The sequence below is a fragment of the Streptomyces sp. NBC_00341 genome (assembly GCF_041435055.1).
GTDB lineage: Bacteria > Actinomycetota > Actinomycetes > Streptomycetales > Streptomycetaceae > Streptomyces.
Genome location: NZ_CP108002.1, coordinates 5,057,973 through 5,078,011, shown reverse-complemented (window position 1 = coordinate 5,078,011; position 20,039 = coordinate 5,057,973). Strand labels below are relative to the sequence as shown.

The following is a 20,039-nucleotide window of genomic DNA, read 5'->3' as shown; positions in this document are numbered from 1 at the left end:
TCGGCCCATGACCGTTGCGTTCTTCTCCGGTAAGGGCCGTCGAATCGGCGTCGCTCTTGGTGCCGTGTCCGCGGGACTCCTTGTCCTCTCCGCCTGCGACAAGCCGACGCCACTCGCCACCGTGACGGTCGGCGACAACTCGGTGCACACCGAGGCGTCCTGCTACAACGACGGCAAGGCCCTCAAGCAGGGCGATATCAAGGGCTGCCTCAACAAGAAGGCCGACAAGACCGTCAAGGTCGCCATGGACGACAAGGTCCACTTCGGTGTCGACCCGTCCGTCTCGGACAACGGCTGGACGCTCTTCATCAACGGCCAGCAGGCCGAGCAGGAGCCGTTCAAGAAGACCTACCGGTCCATCCCGGGCAGCGCCTTCTTCGCCAGCCAGACCGGCGAGGCCACCGCGGACAAGACGCAGGTCAGCATCGTGGAGACCAAGGGCAAGGAGCTGCTGGGCATCTGGCACTTCGAGCTCAAGAAGACCAGCTGACCCACCCTCCCTCCTGTCGCTCACTCTCCTGTCGCTTCCCCTCCTGACGCTTCCTCGGAGGCCCCTCCCGTGCGCGTGCTCGTCGTGACCGCAGTCCCGGTGGAACGGGACGCGGTCACGCGTGCGTCCGGGGGCGGCTCCGAGGTGTCGGTGCGCCGGGTGCCGGGCGCGGAGATCCACCGGGCGGGCCCCCTCGACGTCCTCGCGGGCGGTGCGGGACCGGCCGCCGCGGCGGCCTCCGCCGCGTTCGCCCTGGCCGCCGACCGCTATGACCTGGTGATCTCGGCGGGCATCGGAGGCGGCTTCACCGGCCTCGCCCCGGTCGGCTCACTCGTCGTGGCCGGCCGCATCGGTGCGGCGGACCTGGGCGCCGAGACCCCCGCCGGCTTCGTGCCCGTCACCGATCTCGGCTTCGGCCGGGTCTGGCACTTCCCGCCCCGCTCCCTGGTCCGCGCGGTGACCGCCGCGACCCACGCGGTGACCGGCGACATCCTCACCGTCTCCACCGTGACCGGCAGCGCCGAGCGCGCCGCCGCCCTCCTCGCCGCGCACCCCGGCGCCGTCGCCGAGGCCATGGAGGGCTTCGGGGTCGCGGAGGCGGCGGACAGACTCGGCCTGCCCGTCCTGGAGATCAGAGCCGTCTCGAACGCCGTCGGCCCCCGCGACCGCGACGCCTGGCGCATCGGGGACGCGCTCGCCGCGCTCACCGACGCGTTCGGCACGCTCATACCCGTACTGGAAGGCTGGACGACCCACCATGACCGCGACCACTCCTGACCCGCTGCGCATCGCCTTCTCGCCGTGCCCGAACGACACGTTCGTCTTCGACGCCTGGGCACACGGCAGGGTCCCGGACGCGCCCGCCCTCGATGTCACCTTCGCGGACATCGACATCACCAACGGCATGGCGGAGCGCGGTGAGCTGGACGTCCTGAAGGTCTCGTACGCGGTGCTGCCCTGGGTCCTGGAGGAGTACGCGCTGCTGCCGTGCGGCGGCGCGCTGGGACGGGGCTGCGGGCCGCTCGTCCTGACACGGGAGCCGGGCACGGACCTGACGGGGAAGACCGTCGCCGTACCGAGCGAGCGCTCCACCGCGTATCTGCTGTTCCGGCTCTGGGCCGCGGAGGCGGTGCCGGGCGGCGTGGGCGAGATCGTCGTCATGCCATTCGACGAGATCATGCCGGCGGTACGGGACGGCAAGGTCGACGCCGGTCTCGTCATCCACGAGGCGCGCTTCACGTACCAGAACTACGGTCTGCACAACCTGGCCGACATGGGCCGCCACTGGGAGGACACGACCGGCCTGCCGATCCCGCTCGGCGCGATCATCGCGAAGCGCTCGCTGGGCGCGGAGACGCTGAAGCTGCTCGCGGAGTCGGTGCGCGCGTCGGTGCGGATGGCGTGGGACGACCCGCAGGCCTCGCGCCCGTACGTCCAGGAACACGCCCAGGAGATGGACCCGGCCGTCGCCGACCAGCACATCGGCCTGTACGTGAACGAGTTCACCGCGGACCTCGGTGAGGACGGCTACGCGGCGATCCGCGGCCTGCTGACCCGCGCCGCGGCCGAGGGGCTGGTACCGCCCCTCGGACCGGACGCGCTGTCCTATTGCTGAGCCGGGTCCGGTACGTCACACGTCGAGTCCCTGAGACCGGGTCCCGTACGTCATGTCATGTCACGTCACGTCACGTCACACGTCGAGCTGGTCCGCGACCGCCCGCAGCAGTCCGGCGATCTTCGCTCCGGCCGCCTTGTCGGGGTAGCGGCCGCGCTCCAGCATCGGCGTGATGTTCTCCAGCACGGTCGTCAGGTCCTGCACGATCGACGCCAGCTCGTCCGGCTTGCGGCGCTGGGCGGCCGCGACGGACGGGGTGGGGTCGAGGATGGCCACGGAAAGCGCCTGGTCACCACGCTGCCCGGCGACCACGCCGAATTCGACGCGCTGACCGGGCTTGAGGGCGTCGACTCCGGTGGGGAGCACCGACGAGTGCACGAAGACGTCACTGCCGTCGTCGCGGGAGAGGAAGCCGAAGCCCTTCTCGCTGTTGAACCACTTGACCTTGCCAGTCGGCAAAGCACGCACCCCATCTCAACCCGTATGCCGGAACAAAGCCTCAGCAGGTCAGGCCGTCCAGTGATCGCGCTCCCCCTGCTGGCAGAAGCCTCCACAGGTGAAGTACCCCTCGTCAAGGCAGGTCATCCGGACTGGTGTCCTGAAAGAACTACTCTGACGGGGTGAGTACTTCCCCTTCTGGCGCGGGCGACCTGCTGGTCCGGCTCGGCGCGATCATCTTCTTCGTCGGCGCCCTGGCGACCCTGGTCACGATGGCCCCCCTGTTCCTCGGCACCGAACCGTTCCCGTCCATCGCGTACGCGGTGTGCATGCTGATGGGCGTCGGCTTCCTGGTCGCCGCGGCGGGCGTCGTCCGCTCGGCACGGGCGGGGGCACCGCAGCGGTAGGGCCACGACGGCGGGGCGCCGCGCTCCCGGGGCGGCGCACATCTGACCTGAAATGCGTTGCACCTGCAACGAATCCCCTGATAGAGATGAAGCCTTCCTGCCGGTGGCGTGCGTCACACAGGCCGCGATCGGCAAGCGTATCCACCGGGGGACCTACGGGGGTTGGCATGACGGGGTGGGACATCAAGCCGGACGGTGTTCGTGGCGTACTGAGCAAGACCGCCGAGGCCGCTGGTGGATTCGAGGCGGAGTTCACCGCTTACGGTGACGGCGTCGTGGGTGCCGCGTCGTCGGCAGGCACGATGGTTCTGGGTGGGAGCGAGATTCCCGAGGGGGGTGCGTTCGGTCCGGTGGCTCAGGCGTTGCAGGAGTTCCAGGAGCGCACCCTGGACGATGTGAAGTTCCTTCCCGTCCGGACGGGGAAGTCCCTCACCGGGGCGCGCCTGGCCACCGAGGAGTACCTCAAGGGCGACCTGGAGATGGCGAAGAACAAGCAGCAGCAGTACTCCAAGGCGCCGACTCCGGAAGAGCTGAAGGGCCCCGAGAAGTGATCGATCCGGGGAAGATACCGACCTTCACGGGCAACTTGGCGAATCTGGAGACACACGCGGCGTCACTGAAGACGACCGCCACCGGCATTCGTGACACCGGCAAGGACGTCCACACCGCTTTCCAGGCGTTGGATCCGGTCTATGACGCCCCCGAGCAGGAAGAACTGCTCGATTCGACGATTCCGGTCCGGGACAGAGCGGACGCGTTCGCGGAGAAGCTGGAGTCGGTCAGTGGTGCGCTGGCTGGTTTCGCGTCGAACGCCCGCCCCCTGGTGACCAGGATGAACCAGCTCCGTGAAGACGCGGCGAAGTTCGTCGCGGACAACAAGGACGACGACGACTGGCAGCAGGACCAGGACAAGATCGACGAGAACGCGCGCCTCGTCGACGAGGTCGGCACAACGTGGGTGGCCTTCCAAGGCATCGAACGCGACGCGGCCAACCAGATCACTTCACTGGTGGGTGGTACGCACTTCGTCGTTGACGACGGTTCGCACAAGGCCGGCATGTACGGCTTCAAGGAAGGCGACGTCAAGGATGCCGACGAGACGCCTTGGGGGACGGTCGACGAGCGTGAGTACACCGGCCTGCGGGCCGCGTGGGAGTGGACGAAGGACAACGTCGGCGGTGCGCTGAAGGGGTTCTTCGTCGACGGCGTCTGGGGCGCGCTCAAGGGCCTGGGCAGCATGTTCAACGTCTTCGACTGGGACAACTTCAAGACGACGTGGTCGGGCATCGGCGATGTCTTCGGTGGCATCAGCGCGTACCTCCTGACGCCGTACGACTGGGCGATGGACAAGATGTTCGGCCCGGTCGACCACAGCGACACCGACAAGCAGAAGGCGGCCCTCCGCAACTTCGGCAAGTCGCTGGTCGCGTGGGACGAGTGGGACAAGGACCCTTCCCGGGCCTTCGGAACGGTGCTGTTCAACGGCTTGACCATCGGTTCGGGCTCGTTACTCAAGCTTGGCAAGGCGGGAAAGCTGGCGAAGGGCGCCGAGGCCGTGACCGCGCTCGGCAAGGCGGGTGCGCTCGTCGACCCGATGAGCTATCTCGGCAAGGCCGCGGGCGTCACCAAGCTCAAGGTCGGCGACCTCATGGAGAGCCTCAAGGCCGGCCGGGCGGGCATCGACGACATGGCACGCAACGTCCCCACCGGCACCGCGCCGCACCCGGGCGAGGTACCCACGACACCCGGCCTCGAATACGTCGATCACAACGGCAACACACGCGTGGTCGGCGATGACGCGGTCATCCGGGACGAACACGGCAACGTCGCGCCTGACACGGAACCCGTACGGGAGCCGCACAAGGACGACCTGACCGGTACGCACGAGACCGCTCCGGTCAAGGAGAAGGTCCTTGAGGGCTCGGGCGGCCCCGGGCACGTGGAGAATTCGGCGAGCGGCCCCAGCGGCTCGGCTCACCCGGGCGGCGGCTCCCACCCGGCGGGTGTCGGTGCCACTCACGAAGCCCCCTCGGCGGCCAATCCCGCCCACCCCTCAGGCGGCACGAGCGGCAACACGGCCTACAACAACCACACCGCACCAGGCATCGGCGGCGCCGGAACCCACGGAGTCACCGACAGCGGCACGCCGGGCCACGGAACCTCCTCCCATAGCGACACAACCACGTCGGGCGGCGCCGACCAGGGCGGCGGCTCCGCCGTGCCTCATCAGGGTGACGGTGGCGGCCACGACGCCCCGGAGAGCGCCGATGCCGGCAGCCAGGACAACGCGCCCGGCGATTTGGCAGGCGGTGCGCGGGACCAGCCGATGGACCCCGAGGCGGTCGACGAGCGCATCAAGGAGTTGGACGACCGGGAGGGCGGCGAGGGACACGCGCCAGGCCGCCACCTCAGTCCGGATGACCAAGCACTTACCGACCGGCTCGGCACGGTACTACGCGACAGCAGCGGGGCACCGAAGATGTACGGGCCGAACTCGAGCTATCCGGGGCTGGTCAAATCTGAAAACAACATCGACCCACTGACCGGCACAACGGTGGACGGTGTGAGCGGTGGTTCGCACCGAGTCGGCGCATTCGCGACGCGTTTCGACAACGCAGAAGACATGGTGCGTGCCGATGCCTATTTCCGCGAAGAAATGGCACGCACCGGAAACGAGCCGACGGAGACGTCGATCGAGGACGTACTCGGGCCCGGATCTCAGGAAAGGTTCACGGGTTACTATCGCGACCCGGCCAACCTGAATGAATTCAAGCCGGTGGACTTTGACGGAGGGACCATCCTTCCCGTGTACCGCCTGCTCCCCGACGGGAAATACCGCCTGCATACCATGTTCGCCAACCCGGCTCCCGGCCGCCATCCGTAAAGAGGGACTCCAGTGGACGCACGCTTCAAGAATTTCCTCAAAGTGAATCTGGATCTCGAGCGAGGATATGAGATGACTGGCGACCTGAGGCCCACCCTGTTGAGCTTCAGCGATTCCTACGTTGAATTGATCCGCACAGAGTTCGAGCAGATCATGTCAGACGACTCCTTCGGGCCGGCCGAATATGAGCGGCTGACCGATATCGAATTCCCCGACAGGGAAACGCTGCAGGTCTACCTTCGAGCCATGTATGACTACCTATTCAATGACGCCCCGGAGCAGCCAATGCCGCCGGGTTAACTGCGAGTGAGACTTTCCGTCATCATGGACGCGTGAAAAACAACCCGGCCGACCCTGAGGCAACACGGCAGTTGCAGGAATGGGATGCCGAGGAGGGCTACAGCCTCTACGGCATCGAGCACGACTTCCGGGGTGCCGACCTCTCGGGCGGCGACTTCACGAAGGCGTGGTTCACCCAGGCGGTCCTGGCAGGCGTGCGGCTTACGGGAGCGATTTTTTACCGTGCCGACCTGCAGTCAGCGGATCTGACCGGCGCTGATCTCACCGGCGCTGACCTCGTCAGGGCGAATCTTGACGGGGCCGTGCTCCGTTCGGCGCGGCTCGACGGTGCCGACATGGTCAAGGCTTCGCTACAAGGGGTCGACGCGTCGGGAGCGAGCTTCCGCGGAACGCGGATCATGGGGGCTTCGCTCTTCGGCGTCGATATGACGGGTGCGGACCTGACCGACGCAGTGCTGTTCCAGAACACCTTCAAGGTCACCGTCGATGACAACACCGTGCTGCGTGGCCTGACAGGCACGGTTTTCGGTCCGATCACCGTCATCAATGGCGATTCGTCCCGAGAGCTGGCCGGTGCGGAGCTTGAGGCGTGGATCGGCGCGCGAGGTGGGCAGGTACAAGTGGTTCCTCCGCGCCGCGCCCCGCAATAGGGCCCTGCACGAGCCGTTGGCCGGAATCCACACATTCCGCAGCGGGTGACCGGTTTCACTGAGCCGGTCGTTCCCGTTCCGAGGACGGCGACTCACGGAACGACGAGTCTGGGAAAACAGACACCGGCCCGTGCACCACCCAGGGGGAACACCGCATGACCAAGGACGTGATCGCGCTCACCGAGCGGATGCCAGACGTGTTGAGCATCCTGGCGGGCCTGCTCGCCGGCGGCCCGGACCTCCGGGTCGGGACCACCGGAGAGGGCGCCGTGGTTCAGCTGTGCGACGCCGAGGACCGGCCGCTCGTATCGATCGAGGTGCCTCTGATGCTCCAGGTACCGGGCGAGGCGACCCGGCTGCTGGGGCCCGGCGCCGAGCCGTCGGGCGACGGCCCGGCATGGTGGGTCGAGGCCCGCGCCGCCGCGGGCGTCCCCGAGGCCGAAGAGCTCGCGGGAGCCTTCGCGGCCCGTCTCACCATGCTGGTTTACCCGACCACACCATAGGAACGAGATGAGTTTCTCGATCCAGGCAGGATGCCCGGCCGTCCGGAAGTGCGAATCCGCCGCCGACATGGCTGACGCGATCGGCGAGATGTACTCCTCCGAGGCCGAGGATGCCATCCTCGTCTGGAACCTGGTGCCGGTCCGGCTGCCATACGGCTATGACCTCGCCGCCCTTCTCGACGACCTGGTGCCCCTTCTTGAGGAGATTCAGCGGCCTCAGTTCACGGAGACCGAGGTCTTCTGGGGATCCGACACATTCTCGGCCGAATGGAGGATCGTCCGCGCGGACGATTCTCTGAGGATTCAGGCACGCTGGCACAGCACACTCGGGAACTACGAGTCGCTGCTGGCCGAGCGGGGCGATTCGGTGGTCAGTACTCAGGTATTCGTCAGCGAGTGGGCGAAGGTTCTGCAGCGGATCGTGACCGATATCGAGGCGGAATCTGTGCAGTTGGACGACGACGACATCTTCCTCCGCGCCAAGACCCTGCTCGCTGCTTGAGTTGACGAAACAGGGGTTTACTCCTTCCAGCACCCGTACCCGCTTCCCCGGGACGGGTGAGCGGCCCGAGTCCCGCCTCGTCCGGTCAGTGATCACCTGTTGACAGGCAGAGACGGAGGAGCCCGATCGCCGCTGGGCGGCGTGCGCCGGGGCGGCGCCCAGGCCTGACCCAGACGGCACTTGCCACCACGGACGGCGGCATCGAGACGACAGCCGACCACGTATGCCCGGGTGGACACGGCATGGCCAAGGAGCAATCAACAGTGTCCGGGACGCTGTCGAGAGTCATGGTTGGGGAGATCGTGTCATCTGGTACCCGTAAGAATTGGAAGCCGACTTTGCTCCCAATTGACCCGGAAGCTGTCCGGCAGCTTCATGAATGGCTCGCGTCGGATGAATATGATCTCAACGGGATGGGGTGCGACTTCCAGGGAGCCGACCTGTCGGGCGGGAACTTCTCGAATGCGTGGTTCACCGACGCGGTACTCGTGGGAGTGCGGCTCGTCGGCGCATCCTTCTACCGGGCCGACCTGCAGTCGGCAGACCTCACCGGCGCGGATCTCACTGAGGCGGATCTCGTCAAGGCGAATCTGGACGAGGCCGTGCTTCGATCGGCGCGACTGGACAGGGCGGACATGGTTGGGGCTTCGCTGTGCGACGCCGACGCATCGGGAGCGAGCTTCCGAGGAACCAGGTTCCTCGGTTCTTCGCTGATCGACACCGATATGAGGGGGGCGGACCTGACCGATGCCGTTCTTGACGAGAACATGTTCGAGATCAAAGTCGATGACAACACCGTGCTGCGTGGCCTGACAGGCACAGTTTTCGGTCCGATCACCGTCAACAATGGCGATTCGTCCCGAGAGCTGGCCGGTGCGGAACTTGAGGCGTGGATCGGCGCGCGAGGTGGGCAGGTACAAGTGATTCCTCCGCGCCGCGCCCCGCAATAGGGCCCTGCACGAGCCGTTGGCCGGAATCCACACATTCCGCAGCGGGTGACCGGTTTCACTGAGCCCGTCGTCCCCGTTCCGAGGACGGCGACTCACGGAACGACGAGTCTGGGAAAACAGACACCGGCCCGTGCACCACCCAGGGGGAACACCACATGACCAAGGACGTGATCGCGCTCACCGAGCGGATGCCGGACGTGTTGAGCATCCTGGCGGGCCTGCTCGCCGGCGGCCCGGACCTGCGGGTCGGGACCACCGGAGAGGGCGCCGTGGTTCAGCTGTGCGACGCCGAGGGCCGGCCGCTCGTATCGATCGAGGTGCCGCTGCTGCTCCAGGTACCGGGCGAGGCGACCCGGCTGCTTGGGCCCGGCGCCGAGCCGTCCGGCGACGGCCCGGCATGGTGGGTCGAGGCCCGCGCCGCCGCGGGCGTCCCCGAGGCCGAAGAGCTCGCGGGAGCCTTCGCGGCCCGTCTCACCATGCTGCTCGGCGGCCGGGTCTGGCCGCACGACGCTCCAGGCACCATCGGCGCGGCCCGCCCGGTCGATGTCTCGGGAGTCACTGCCGTACCGGTCCCCGCCGCCGCCCAGCCGGCCGTCGACATGCTGACCGGCAAAGCCGCAGTCATCCTCCAGGACAGGCCCGTCGTCCCCATGACGTCCTGGCTCTCCGAGGCGCTGCGGGCCACCGTGGAGAGTGACAGGTCCCTCCAGATCGTCACCCCGCCGCACTGCCGCCTCTCCCTGCCCACCCGCCTGCTGTTGCAGTCCACGCCCTCGCGCTGGGTGGTCCAGGACGAGCGGTGTGGTTACTACGACGGGTTGACCGGCGCGGTACTGCGCTGGCAGGACGACGCCTTCTCCCCCGACCGGGCCGAGAACGGCGAGACCCCGGTGGCGGACGCCTTCACGGACGTCCAGCCCACCGGCGAACGCCAGCTCATCGTCTCCTTCCGCACCATGCACCGCCCCACGGCGGACCTCACTCTCGGCGGCGCACTGGAAGCCGCCTGGCAGGCGCTGACCGGCGACCCGCCCGCCGGCTGGGGAACGTCGGAACCGGCCGGTCTCACCTGGTCACGGCGGCAACTGACCGAGCTGGCCCAGGAACGCGCCCCACAGCCCACTTGGACGGTGGCCGTCGGCACCCCGGACCGGCCCGCCGTCGCCACCCTGCGCGTGATCCGCACCCCCGACGGTGTGGAGGAGGACATCACCCTCACCGTGGGCTACGACCCCGGCGAGAAGCCGGCCCTGGAGGCACTGCCGGGGCTGGCCGACGAACTGGTGACCCGGTACGGGCTGCAGACCATGCTGTGCCAACTGCGCGCGGCACGCCGGGATCTGAGCGCCCCGCCGCACTACGAACACCCGCCGCTCCCGTACGCCTTCGTGCTGGGCCCCGATGAGGTCCGGGAAGCGGGACGCGACATCGCGAGCCGAACGCCCTTGAAGGAACGACCGGTACAGCTGGGCCCGAACGTCCGGCCCGGCTTCTACTACCCGCTCGGCGACGGCGAGACCGCTGAGAGCTGGACCACCCTCGAACAGCTCCTGCGCCACCTGCGCGGGGCACCACCTGTCTGAGGATTCATCAACCGGGGGCACCTGCGCGACGTCATCATTGACATGCGAAACGCAAAATAAGCAGCAATCGACAGCGTCGGGGCCGCTGTCAGAAGTCGTGGTGGGGAGATCGTGTCATCCGGTACCCGCAAAGACCGGAAGCCGACTTCGCTCCCGACCGATCCGGAAGCCACACGGCAGCTTCATGAACGGCTCGCATCCGAGGAACACCAACTCCGGCAGGCGATATGGAATTTCGATGTTGATGCGCGCCCCGAGGAAGTGCGGCTCCTGGTTCTGGGACCTGGACGACGTGGTGGAGCCCGGCCTGGAGTCCGCGCTCAGGACGGCAGGGCGTATGAGCGCGGTACTTCAGAAGCACGCTCTGCTGGAGCCTTCCGCGCTTGAGTGGAACTGGTTCCAGGTCGGAAAGGGCGGCCTCGGTATCCATAGCCGCCTGGACCTCATCAACCGTCCGCTCGCTGATCCGGCGTTGCCCGATGACCTCCGTGCCTGTCGGCCGGCCGGTCATCCGCAGGCGGAGATGGGCGCGATCCTCGTGCTGGGATCCGGCGCGTGGTCCGACGCGAGCGGAACGCGCCACAACGAGTACGGCCTGGTCGAACTGATGGTGTCACCGGACGAGATCGGCCCTTCGGCGGAACTGTCCGTGCACCACGACGTGTGGGGGCCGTGCGACTTCCGGGGCGAGCCCCACCCGGCCGTCCACGCCGCGAACGCGCCGCGGCTCGCGTCAGCGCTGCGGGAGCTCGCCCAGGTAATCGGAGCCGAACCGGAACCCGGCGAACCGACGTACTACGGTCAGGCGGAGGGCCTCGGGCTCAGAGCCCCTGACCTCGTCGACGGGCGGGGACCGGACCTCACCGACGCGGTACCCGGCTGACGCACCCAGGGCAGGACCCCGCCCTCGACTACGCCGCGTACCCGTTCGCCGCGTACGCGGTCAGCCAGGCCGGGAACTCCGTCAGTGACGCCAGGACCACGTCCGCGCCGGCCGAGCGGAGCTCGTCCGCGTCGCACGGGCCCGTCGTCACGCCCACCGACAGGGCGCCCGCGGCGCGTGCGCCGCGTACGTCGCCCGTATGGTCGCCCACGTAGACGGCTGCCCGGTGCTCGCGCAGGGCCTCCGCCTTCGCCTCGGCCCACAGGCCGCCGGTGAGTACGTCGGGCTCGATCCCCACGTGGGACAGGTGGAGCTTCGCGCTCGGCTCGTACTTGGCGGTGACGACCATCGCGCGGCCGCCCAGTGCGCGGATCGCCTCGACCGACTCGCGCGCGCCGGGCATGGCGGGTGACGAGGCGATCGCGTATGTGGGATAGATCTCACGGTAACGGCCGACCATCGCGGGCACCTGAGCCGCCGGGAACCAGTTGGCCAACTCGTCCTCCAGCGGCGGTCCCAGCCGGCTGACCACGAGATCGGTGTCGATCACCGCCCCCGTCTCGGCGGAAAGGGCCAGGTAGCAGGCCTTGATGCCGGGCCGGGAGTCGATGAGCGTCATGTCCAGGTCGAAGCCGACCATCAGGGGGTGCGATGCCATGGCTTCCATTGTGCCGAGCGGGCACGGGACCCGGTACACCCCCGGACGGCCGCCCGGAGGCGGTGCTTAGACTTAGCCAAGCCTTACTTTGCTTCACCTTGCTTCGCTTTTCGATTGGGTCCGATGCCAGCCGCCGCACCACGCCGCTCCAGACGCGCTCTCATGACGGCGGCGGCCGTCCTGGCGCTGCTGTTCGCCGTACTGCTCAGCCTCGCCGTGGGGGCACGCACCATCGCCCCGTCCGCCGTCCTGGACGCCCTGCTGCACGGCGGGCACTCCGACGCCGCCGAGGTCATCCGGAACATGCGGGTGCCCCGCACCCTGATCGGGCTGATGGTCGGCGCCGCCCTCGCCCTCGCCGGCACGGTGCTCCAGGGCATCACCCGTAACCCCATCGCCGACCCCGGCATCCTCGGCATCAGCCAGGGCGCCTCGGTCGGGGTGGTGCTGGCCATCGCGTACGCGGGCATCCACACGCTCACCGGGTACGTCTGGTTCGCCTTCGCCGGGGCGGCGATCGCCTCCGTCGCGGTGTACGCCATCGCCTCCAGCGGACGCGGCGGCGCCACCCCGGTGAAACTCGCGCTCGGCGGCGCCGCGATCAACGCGCTGCTGGTCTCTGTGACCATGGCCGTACTGACGACGAAGGCGTCCGCGCTGGACGAGTTCCGGTTCTGGCAGGTCGGCTCGATCGCCGGACGCGAGGCCCAGGTCGCCCAGCAGATCTGGCCGTTCCTGCTGGTCGGCACGGTGCTGGTGCTCTCCGTCGCCCGCGGGCTCGACGCGCTCGCGCTCGGCGAGGACATGGCGAAGGGGCTCGGGCAGAAGATCGCGACCGTACGGATCGTCGGCGGCATCGGCGCGACCGTGCTCACCGGCGTCGGCGTCGCGGCGGCCGGCCCGATCGCGTTCATCGGCCTCGCCGTCCCGCACATCGCCCGCGCGATCGTCGGCAGCGACCACCGCTGGGTGCTCCCGATGGCCGCCCTGATCGGACCCGTGATGCTGCTCGTCTCCGATGTGATCGGCCGGATCGTCTTCCCGCCGAGCGAGGTCCCGGCCGGGGTCATGACGGCGCTCATCGGGGTGCCGTTCCTGGTCACCCTGGTGCGCCGGAAGGCGGTGCCCGCATGAGCGCCACCACGGCCGTCGTACGGCCCGCCGGGTACAGCGTCCTGAAGGTCGGCGCACGCGGACGGTTCCTGCTGCACCGCCGGGCCGCGGTCGTCGCCGCCTCACTCGTCGTCCTGCTCGCCGTCGTCTGCGTCGCGTACCTCTGCGTCGGCGAGAGCTTCGTCGCGCCCGGCGAGGTCCTCAAGGTGATCCTGGGCAAGCCGTCCGCCGACGAACTCGTCGTCGGCACGCTGCGGCTGCCCCGCATGGTCGTAGGGCTGCTCGTCGGCCTCGCCTTCGGGATCGCCGGCGCACTGATCCAGACCGTCGCCCGCAACCCCCTCGCGAGCCCGGACATCATCGGCATCAGCCAGGGCGCGAGCGCGCTCACGGTCGGCGCGATGACGTTCGGCATCACCTCGTACACCGTCCTGCCCTACCTGTCGGTGATCGGCGGGGTCGCCGCCGCCGCGCTCGTCTACGCCTTCGCGTGGCGCGGCGGACTGCACGCCACCCGGTTCGTGCTCATCGGCATCGGCTTCGCCATCGCGCTGCGGTCCGTCACCACACTGTTCCTGACCAAGGGCGACTACCTCGTCGCCCAGCAGGCGCAGATCTGGATGACCGGCTCGCTCAACGGCCGCGGCTACGACGAGGCCGCCCCCATCGGCTGGACGCTGATCGTGCTGCTGCCCGCCGTCCTGTGGGCGGCCCGCGCGCAGCGCACCGTGACCATGGACGACGACACGGCGACCGCGCTCGGGGTGCGCCTCGGCCGGGTACGGCTCGGGCTCGTCGCACTCGGCGTGATCCTGGCGTCGGTGGCGACGGGGACGGCCGGGCCGGTCGACTTCGTCGCCCTGCTCGCCCCGCAGATCGCCCGCCGGATGACCCGGACCGCGCAGATCCCGCTGTTCTGCTCCGCGCTGCTCGGCGCGGTCATCGTCGTCTTCGCGGATCTGCTGGCCCGCAGGCTCTTCTCCCCCACCGAACTGCCGGTGGGCGTCCTGACGGCGGCGGTCGGCGCCCCGTATCTGATCTGGCTGATCATCCGCGGTCACGGTGGCCGCAGGGGAGGCAACGCATGACCACGACCCAGCAGGACGCGGTGACCAGCCGGCTGACGGTGGCCGGGCTGACCCTCGCGTACGAGGACCGCACCGTCGTCCACGAACTCGACCTCGCCGTCCCCGACGGCCGGGTGACGGTCATCGTCGGGCCGAACGCCTGCGGCAAATCGACGACGCTGCGCGCGCTCGGCCGGCTCCTCAAGCCGCGCGGCGGGGCGGTGCTGCTGGACGGCACCGAGCTGTCGAAGATCCCCACGAAGAAGATCGCCCAGTCGATCGGGCTGCTCCCGCAGACCCCGGTGGCCCCCGAGGCGATCACCGTCTCCGACCTGGTGGCCCGCGGCCGCCAGCCCCACCAGCACTGGTGGCAGCAGTGGTCGCAGGAGGACGAGCGGGCGGTGACGGACGCCATGGAGCGCACCGACATCACCGCGCTCGGCTCCCGCTCGGTGGACGAACTGTCCGGCGGGCAGCGCCAGCGGGTGTGGATCGCCATGGCGCTCGCCCAGGAGACCGATCTGCTGCTGCTCGACGAGCCGACCACGTACCTCGACATCGCCCACCAGGTGGAGGTCCTCGACCTGGTGCGCCGGCTCGCCGCCCCGGCGGCCGACGGCACCCGGGGCCGGACCGTGGTGACCGTGCTCCACGACCTCAACCAGGCCGCCCGGTACGCCGACCACCTGGTCGCCATGAAGGCGGGCCGGATCGTCGCGGAGGGCCGCCCCGAGGACGTCGTCACCGCCGAGCTCGTCCGCGAGGTCTTCGGACTGGACGCGGTGATCGTCCCGGACCCGGTGACGGGTTCGCCGCTCGTCGTACCCGGTGCGCCCTGGCAGCCCGCGCACGCGTCCTGACTCCGCACGCCCTCACCTCTACGAAAGGCAATCCATGGCCACCTCCGTCCGCCGCCGTGGCCTCACCCTCGGCGCACTCGCCCTGACCGGCGCACTCGCACTCTCCGCCTGCGGCTCCTCCGACTCCGGTTCCGACTCCGGCGCCAAGAGCGACGGCGGCTCTTCCGCGGGCAGCGGCACGCACACCGTCAAGACGGCGATGGGCGACGTGAAGGTCCCGGCGCACCCCCAGCGCGTGGTGGTCCTGGACACCGGTGAGCTGGACTCCGCCCTCACCCTCGGCGTGGAGCCGGTCGGCGGGACGCACTCGGCGACCGAGGACGGCTTCCCCGCCTACCTGCCGGCGGCGAGGACGAAGGGCATCAAGGAGGTCGGCGAGATCGCCAACCCCAACCTGGAGGCCGTCGCCTCCCTGAAGCCGGACCTGATCCTCACCAGCAAGGTCCGTGACGGCGACCGCTACAAGCAGCTCAGCGCGATCGCCCCGACCGTGATGACGGAGTCCACCGGCTCGGACTGGAAGAACAACTTCCAGGTCCACGCGGAGGCGCTCGGCAAGCAGGCGGAGGCGAAGAAGGTCATCGCCGCGTACGACGCCCATGTCGCGAAGGTGACAGAGGCGGTCGGCGGCAAGAAGAAGGCGGCGGCCACCGACGTCAACTTCGTACGGTTCGTCGAGGGCGCGGACATCCGCATCTACGGCAAGCAGAACTACATCGGCTCGATCCTCGCCGACATCGGCATGGGCCGCCCCGCCATCACGGACAAGGCCAAGGACGGCTTCTCGTACGACGTGTCGCCCGAGAAGATCGACCTCGCGGACGCAGACGCCGTCTTCACCTCGACCTACGGCGACCCGGACAAGGCGGGCACGACCCGGACCATGAAGAGCGGGCTGTGGAAAAACCTGAAGGCCGCCAAGGACGGGAAGGTCTTCAAGGTCGACGACCGGCTGTGGATCGCGGGCATCGGCTACACGGCGGCCGACCAGATCCTCGACGAGTTCCAGACGAAGATGACGGGCTGACAGTGCGGGTGCCGCCTTCCTTGGCGCGGGGTTCCGTCCTCAATCGCCGGACGGGCTTGGGTGGTGCGGGGGCTCCGCCGGGTGCGGGGTGCGCCTGCACGGTGGGTGGGGGTTCGGGGGCCCTCCGGGGCGTCTCCTCAAAAACTGGCGTGGCGACCGGAGACGTAGCGGGGGCCGGGTAGTACGCCAATTTTCTGCGGGGACTCCCCTGCACGCCCCCGGACCCACTCGTCGCGCGTCTGCGACAGTCGTTTCGCCGGTGTTCAGACGCGCACGATGCTGGGGTGGGGACGTGCAGGGGAGTCCCCGCAGGAAATGGCGTACGACCCGGGTCCCTCACGTACCCGGGTGAACACGCCATTTTCGAGGAGACGCCCCGGAGGGGCACCACCCCCCACCCACCGGGAAGGCGCACCCCGCGCCCCGGACCGGGGGTCCCTCAGCGCCCCGGCCGAGGACCCCGCGCCCGCCACACCAGGTAGAGCGCCGAGGCCACGGCCGCGCCCCGCAGCACCCACGGCCAGGTCTGGCCGATTGCGGGGCCCATCTGCCCGTCCCCGATGGGCGCGCCCCACCGGCCGTCCATCCGGCCCCACAGCCAGACGAGAGCGCCCGCCGCGACCACGCCGGGCAGCCCCATCGCCACCCACTTCGCCTCTGCGCGGGACAGCTTGCGGGAGCTGTACGCGAGGGCCCAGCCGCCCGCCAGAGCCAGCAGGGCCTGCGGGGAGTCCATCACCGCGCCGGCCAACAGCAGGCCTGCGGCGAGCAGCAGGACGGGGTGCGAGAAGCCTCGACGGGGCGCCCGGCCCCCGTCCCCGTCGCCCCGGACACGGCGCCGCTTGGGCAGCCACCGCCGCCGGGGCGCGGCCCGCGCCTCCTCGTCCGCCTCCTCGAACTCCCCGTCGCCGTCCTCGTACTCGTCCTCCTCGAACTCCCCGTCGTCGCCGTCCTCGTCGTCCGCGACCGGCGGGCGCAGCACCGCGGGGATCTCCACCCCGCCGCGGAACCCCGCCACTTCCGTGCCCGCGCCGAACTCGCCGGCCTCCCCGAAGGGGCCCGGTTCGACGCGCCACCAGTCCGCCTCGCTCCCGGACGGACCGAGCTCGTCCGTGCCGGCGCGGTGCGGGGAGGACGGTCCGCCGCCGGCCGGTGCCGCTGGGGGAGCTGCGGGAGCCTCGGACGGCTCCGACGCGCCCTTGCGCGAACTGTCTTTCCGGCCGCTTCGGCGGTTGTCCTTGCGGAGCTTCGGTCTGCGCGGCCGGGGGACCCCGGGCGCCTTCGCGGGGCCCGGCGCCGCCTCCGAAGGCTGCGGCAGCCGCACCGATCCGTCGGCGGACGAGGCCGCCGCGGCGACCAGTTCGTCCGGTGTGCCGAGCTTCCCGATGATGCGGCGCACCGCCGCCGGAGTGTCCGCCGCCTGCGTCACCCGCTGCCGGTCGATCTCGCCCCGAAGCGCCGAGACCAGCCTCATCCGGGTGCCCGAGGACAGCTGTTGCTGCTGTGCCATGTCCCCGACCCGGCTCAGGTAGTCGTAGACCAGCTGATCGCTCTCGATCCCCACGCGATGGTTCCCCTCTGACCGCCCTGCACCGACGGTAGCGCCCTCGGGCCCGTCCGGAGCGACTACCGTGGGACGGATGGGGATGACCACACCACCGCGGACGCTGGCCGAGGCTCTGCGCGCCCGGGACGACGAGTCCTTGGCCGGGCTGCTGCGCGCCCGGCCCGACCTCCTCAGCCCCGTGCCGAACGACATCACCCAGCTCGCGACCCGGGCGGGCACCCGTGCCTCCGTCGTCCGCGCGCTGGAACACCTCGACCGGTTCGCCCTGCAGACCGCGGAAGCGCTCGCGGTAGCACCCGATCCCGCTCCGTACGACACCCTGCTCGGGCTGCTCACCGGCGACGGCCGGGACGACGGCGAGCTTCGCGGTGACGCGGGCGCCGCCATCGTGGACGCGCTGCCCGGCGCCCTCACCACCCTGCGCGAACAGGCTCTCGTCTGGGGCGAGGACGAACGGCTGCACCTGGTGCGGACGGCCCGGGAGCTCCTCGCGCCCTCACCGCAGCACCCCTCCCCCACCGGTCTCGGCCCGACCGTCTCCGAGGCCACCGCCGGTATGTCGCCGGGCCGGCTCCAGGAGATCCTGACCGCGGCCGGGCTGCCCGCCACCTACGACCCGGTGTCCGCGGTGAGCGCGCTGTCCGCGCTCTTCACCGACCGGGTCCGGATGGGCGAACTGCTGGACACCGCGCCCGTGGAGGCCCTGTCGGTGCTGGACCGGCTGGTCTGGGGCCCGCCGTACGGGGAGGTGACCCCGAATCCGACGCCGCCCGTGAAGTGGCTGCGCGACCGGGGGCTGTTGCTGCCGGTGTCGACCCGCACCGTGGTGCTGCCGCGCGAGGCCGCCCTGCACCTGCGGGCCGGGCGCGCCCACCGGGTGCCGGAGCCGCTGCCGCCGGTCGTGGCGGCCGCGGCCGAACGCGATCCACAGGCTGTGGACAGCGCGGCGGCCGGCCAGGCGTTCCTGTCGGTGTCCACCGTCGAGGAGCTCCTGAAGAGCTGGAACGGCGGCGGCCCCGCCATACTGCGGGCCGGCGGGCTCAGCGTCCGCGAGCTGAAGAAGACCGCGACGGTGCTGGACGTGTCGGAGCCCGTCGCCGCGTTCTGGATCGAACTCGCCTACGCGGCCGGGCTGCTGGCCTCCGACGGCGAGACCGACGAGCGGTACGCACCGACCCCCGCGTACGACGACTGGACCGAGCTCCCGGCCGAGGACCGCTGGGTGCGGCTCGCCACCGCCTGGCTCGCCGCCACCCGCGCCCCGGGCCTGGTGGGCGGCCAGGACGCCAAGGGCCGCGCCCTGTCCACCCTCGGCCCTGGCCTCGACCGCTCCGCCGCCCCCGAGATCCGCCACCGGGTGCTGGCCCTGCTCGACGCGCTGGCGCCGGGCACCGCCCCGGAACCGGAGACGCTGCTCGCCCGGCTCCGCTGGGAACGCCCGCTGCGCGGCGCCTCCACCTCGGCCGGGGACACCACCGACCTGCGGTCCCGGATCGCCCTGTGGACGCTGAACGAGTGCGAGCTCCTCGGCATCACCGGCCGCGGCGCCCTCGCCTCGCAGACCCGCGCCCTGCTGACGGCCGGACCCGCGGCGGCCGCCGCCAGGCTCGCCCCGCTCATCCCGGAGCCCCTGGACCACGTCCTGCTCCAGGCCGACCTGACCGCCGTGGCACCCGGCCCGCTGGAGCGCCCGCTGGCGGACATGCTCGCCGCGCTCGCGGACATCGAGTCGAAGGGCGGTGCGACGGTCTACCGGTTCACGCCGGGGTCCGTACGGCGTGCTCTGGACGCCGGGCAGTCCGCCGCGGACCTGCACGCGTTCCTCGCCGCGCACAGCCGTACGCCGGTTCCGCAGCCGCTGAGCTACCTCATCGACGACGTCGCCCGCCGCCACGGCCACCTGCGGATCGGCGCCGCGTCCTCGTACGTGCGCTGCGACGACGAGGCCGTCCTCAACGAGATCCTCGCCGACAAGCGCTCGGCCACCCTGCGGCTGCGCCGCCTGGCCCCGACGGCCCTCGCCGCCCAGATCGACCCGGTCTCGCTCCTGGACGGGCTGCGCGAACTCGGCTACGCGCCCGCCGCGGAGTCCGCCGACGGCGATGTCCTGATCACCCGTGCGGGCGCCCGCCGCACCCCGCCCCGCTCGGCCCCGGAGCCGGTCCCCGAGGGCCCGCCGCTTCCGGAGCCCGCCCTGCTGGGCGCGGCGGTCCGGGCGATCCGGGCCGGTGACACGGCCGCCACGGTCGTCCACAAGGACACCGGCCCGGCGGCGCCCGGGGACGCGCTGCCCCGTACGACGTCGGCCGAGACCCTGGTGACGGTCCAGGCGGCCGCGATGACGGGCTCCGCGATCTGGATCGGCTACGTGAACGCGGAGGGCGCCGCCAGCCAGCGCGTCATCGCCCCGGTCCGCGTCGAGGGCGGCTACGTCACGGCGTACGACCACACGGCCGACGAGGTCCGCACGTACCCGCTGCACCGCATCACGGGCGTCGCGGAACTGGCGGACGACCAGACGGCGTAGTCGCCGCCCCGGCCG

General features: G+C 70.3%; 20 protein-coding genes and 1 pseudogene. 18 read left to right on the top strand and 3 right to left on the bottom strand.

All coding sequences use genetic code 11. The features are described 5' to 3' along the window. The first annotated feature begins 7 nt into the window (after positions 1–7). From OG892_RS22860 to OG892_RS22850, 3 genes are all read left to right on the top strand, one after another. Positions 8–490, top strand: coding sequence for a DUF2771 domain-containing protein (locus tag OG892_RS22860; protein ID WP_073732908.1), 483 nt, complete (start codon positions 8–10; stop codon positions 488–490). A 69-nt stretch (positions 491–559) separates the two neighbouring features. Further along, positions 560–1,267 (top strand): futalosine hydrolase, encoded by a 708-nt coding sequence (locus OG892_RS22855; protein ID WP_371630144.1) that lies wholly within the window; start codon positions 560–562, stop codon positions 1,265–1,267. Continuing rightward, complete coding sequence (locus OG892_RS22850; protein ID WP_328865932.1) at positions 1,248–2,105, top strand: 1,4-dihydroxy-6-naphthoate synthase; 858 nt, start codon at positions 1,248–1,250, stop codon at positions 2,103–2,105. Before OG892_RS22855 ends, OG892_RS22850 begins: the two co-directional genes overlap by 20 nt. 75 nt (positions 2,106–2,180) lie before the next feature. Here OG892_RS22850 and OG892_RS22845 read toward each other — a convergent pair whose 3' ends face one another. After that, entirely contained in the window at positions 2,181–2,564 is a 384-nt protein-coding gene (locus OG892_RS22845; protein WP_073732911.1) for a cold-shock protein, read from the bottom strand. A 161-nt stretch (positions 2,565–2,725) separates the two neighbouring features. Here OG892_RS22845 and OG892_RS22840 point away from each other — a divergent pair, with 161 nt between their 5' ends. From OG892_RS22840 to OG892_RS22795, 10 genes and pseudogenes are all read left to right on the top strand, one after another. Further along, positions 2,726–2,950 (top strand): hypothetical protein, encoded by a 225-nt coding sequence (locus tag OG892_RS22840; protein ID WP_024491308.1) that lies wholly within the window; start codon positions 2,726–2,728, stop codon positions 2,948–2,950. Positions 2,951–3,117: 167 nt separating this feature from the next. After that, complete coding sequence (locus tag OG892_RS22835; RefSeq protein WP_073732912.1) at positions 3,118–3,501, top strand: DUF6507 family protein; 384 nt, start codon at positions 3,118–3,120, stop codon at positions 3,499–3,501. Then, positions 3,498–5,834, top strand: a complete 2,337-nt coding sequence (locus OG892_RS22830; protein WP_371630143.1) for a hypothetical protein — start codon at positions 3,498–3,500, stop codon at positions 5,832–5,834. The genes OG892_RS22835 and OG892_RS22830 overlap by 4 nt, the downstream gene beginning before the upstream one ends. Positions 5,835–5,846: 12 nt before the next feature. Further along, a complete protein-coding gene (locus tag OG892_RS22825; protein ID WP_327338334.1) occupies positions 5,847–6,134 on the top strand; it encodes a hypothetical protein in 288 nt (95 codons plus the stop codon). Between the two features lie 32 nt (positions 6,135–6,166). After that, positions 6,167–6,784 (top strand): pentapeptide repeat-containing protein, encoded by a 618-nt coding sequence (locus OG892_RS22820; RefSeq protein ID WP_371630142.1) that lies wholly within the window; start codon positions 6,167–6,169, stop codon positions 6,782–6,784. A gap of 155 nt (positions 6,785–6,939) precedes the next feature. Beyond that, positions 6,940–7,269 (top strand): annotated as a pseudogene (locus tag OG892_RS22815) (hypothetical protein); the annotation flags it as partial. A gap of 25 nt (positions 7,270–7,294) precedes the next feature. Further along, positions 7,295–7,789: a hypothetical protein gene (locus OG892_RS22810; RefSeq protein WP_371630141.1), complete on the top strand. Its 495-nt coding sequence runs from the start codon at positions 7,295–7,297 to the stop codon at positions 7,787–7,789. A 242-nt stretch (positions 7,790–8,031) separates the two neighbouring features. Beyond that, entirely contained in the window at positions 8,032–8,739 is a 708-nt protein-coding gene (locus tag OG892_RS22805; RefSeq protein WP_371630140.1) for a pentapeptide repeat-containing protein, read from the top strand. Between the two features lie 155 nt (positions 8,740–8,894). After that, the gene (locus OG892_RS22800; protein ID WP_371630139.1) at positions 8,895–10,322 is read left to right on the top strand and encodes a DUF6177 family protein; all 1,428 of its coding nucleotides are present in this window, start codon (positions 8,895–8,897) and stop codon (positions 10,320–10,322) included. Positions 10,323–10,560: 238 nt separating this feature from the next. Continuing rightward, positions 10,561–11,205: a hypothetical protein gene (locus OG892_RS22795; protein ID WP_371630138.1), complete on the top strand. Its 645-nt coding sequence runs from the start codon at positions 10,561–10,563 to the stop codon at positions 11,203–11,205. 28 nt (positions 11,206–11,233) lie between these two features. On the opposite strand, the gene OG892_RS22790 is transcribed toward OG892_RS22795, so the two are convergent. Beyond that, complete coding sequence (locus OG892_RS22790) at positions 11,234–11,863, bottom strand: HAD family hydrolase (RefSeq protein WP_371630137.1); 630 nt, start codon at positions 11,861–11,863, stop codon at positions 11,234–11,236. Between the two features lie 123 nt (positions 11,864–11,986). Between OG892_RS22790 and OG892_RS22785 the strand changes: the two genes are divergently transcribed. From OG892_RS22785 to OG892_RS22770, 4 genes are read left to right on the top strand one after another with little or no spacing between them, the layout of a single operon-like run. Beyond that, positions 11,987–12,997: an iron ABC transporter permease gene (locus tag OG892_RS22785; RefSeq protein ID WP_328865942.1), complete on the top strand. Its 1,011-nt coding sequence runs from the start codon at positions 11,987–11,989 to the stop codon at positions 12,995–12,997. Further along, positions 12,994–14,064, top strand: a complete 1,071-nt coding sequence (locus tag OG892_RS22780) for a FecCD family ABC transporter permease (RefSeq protein ID WP_371630136.1) — start codon at positions 12,994–12,996, stop codon at positions 14,062–14,064. The genes OG892_RS22785 and OG892_RS22780 overlap by 4 nt, the downstream gene beginning before the upstream one ends. Continuing rightward, entirely contained in the window at positions 14,061–14,903 is an 843-nt protein-coding gene (locus OG892_RS22775) for an ABC transporter ATP-binding protein (protein ID WP_311304002.1), read from the top strand. The genes OG892_RS22780 and OG892_RS22775 overlap by 4 nt, the downstream gene beginning before the upstream one ends. A gap of 34 nt (positions 14,904–14,937) precedes the next feature. After that, complete coding sequence (locus OG892_RS22770) at positions 14,938–15,930, top strand: ABC transporter substrate-binding protein (RefSeq protein WP_371630135.1); 993 nt, start codon at positions 14,938–14,940, stop codon at positions 15,928–15,930. A 439-nt stretch (positions 15,931–16,369) separates the two neighbouring features. Here OG892_RS22770 and OG892_RS22765 read toward each other — a convergent pair whose 3' ends face one another. Next, entirely contained in the window at positions 16,370–17,494 is a 1,125-nt protein-coding gene (locus OG892_RS22765; protein WP_371630134.1) for a hypothetical protein, read from the bottom strand. 76 nt (positions 17,495–17,570) lie between these two features. Here OG892_RS22765 and OG892_RS22760 point away from each other — a divergent pair, with 76 nt between their 5' ends. Continuing rightward, positions 17,571–20,024, top strand: coding sequence for a helicase C-terminal domain-containing protein (locus OG892_RS22760; RefSeq protein ID WP_371630133.1), 2,454 nt, complete (start codon positions 17,571–17,573; stop codon positions 20,022–20,024). The last annotated feature ends 15 nt before the right edge of the window (positions 20,025–20,039 follow it).

Bases quoted from the DNA above. Each gene is read 5' to 3' on its own strand.
- OG892_RS22760 (WP_371630133.1), top strand. From the start codon at position 17,571: ATGGGGATGACCACACCACCGCGGACGCTGGCCGAGGCTCTGCGCGCC.
- OG892_RS22810 (WP_371630141.1), top strand. From the start codon at position 7,295: ATGAGTTTCTCGATCCAGGCAGGATGCCCGGCCGTCCGGAAGTGCGAA.
- OG892_RS22790 (WP_371630137.1), bottom strand. From the start codon at position 11,863: ATGGCATCGCACCCCCTGATGGTCGGCTTCGACCTGGACATGACGCTC.
- OG892_RS22835 (WP_073732912.1), top strand. From the start codon at position 3,118: ATGACGGGGTGGGACATCAAGCCGGACGGTGTTCGTGGCGTACTGAGC.
- OG892_RS22780 (WP_371630136.1), top strand. From the start codon at position 12,994: ATGAGCGCCACCACGGCCGTCGTACGGCCCGCCGGGTACAGCGTCCTG.
- OG892_RS22800 (WP_371630139.1), top strand. From the start codon at position 8,895: ATGACCAAGGACGTGATCGCGCTCACCGAGCGGATGCCGGACGTGTTG.
- OG892_RS22775 (WP_311304002.1), top strand. From the start codon at position 14,061: ATGACCACGACCCAGCAGGACGCGGTGACCAGCCGGCTGACGGTGGCC.
- OG892_RS22860 (WP_073732908.1), top strand. From the start codon at position 8: ATGACCGTTGCGTTCTTCTCCGGTAAGGGCCGTCGAATCGGCGTCGCT.
- OG892_RS22770 (WP_371630135.1), top strand. From the start codon at position 14,938: ATGGCCACCTCCGTCCGCCGCCGTGGCCTCACCCTCGGCGCACTCGCC.
- OG892_RS22850 (WP_328865932.1), top strand. From the start codon at position 1,248: ATGACCGCGACCACTCCTGACCCGCTGCGCATCGCCTTCTCGCCGTGC.
- OG892_RS22805 (WP_371630140.1), top strand. From the start codon at position 8,032: ATGGCCAAGGAGCAATCAACAGTGTCCGGGACGCTGTCGAGAGTCATG.
- OG892_RS22785 (WP_328865942.1), top strand. From the start codon at position 11,987: ATGCCAGCCGCCGCACCACGCCGCTCCAGACGCGCTCTCATGACGGCG.
- OG892_RS22795 (WP_371630138.1), top strand. From the start codon at position 10,561: ATGTTGATGCGCGCCCCGAGGAAGTGCGGCTCCTGGTTCTGGGACCTG.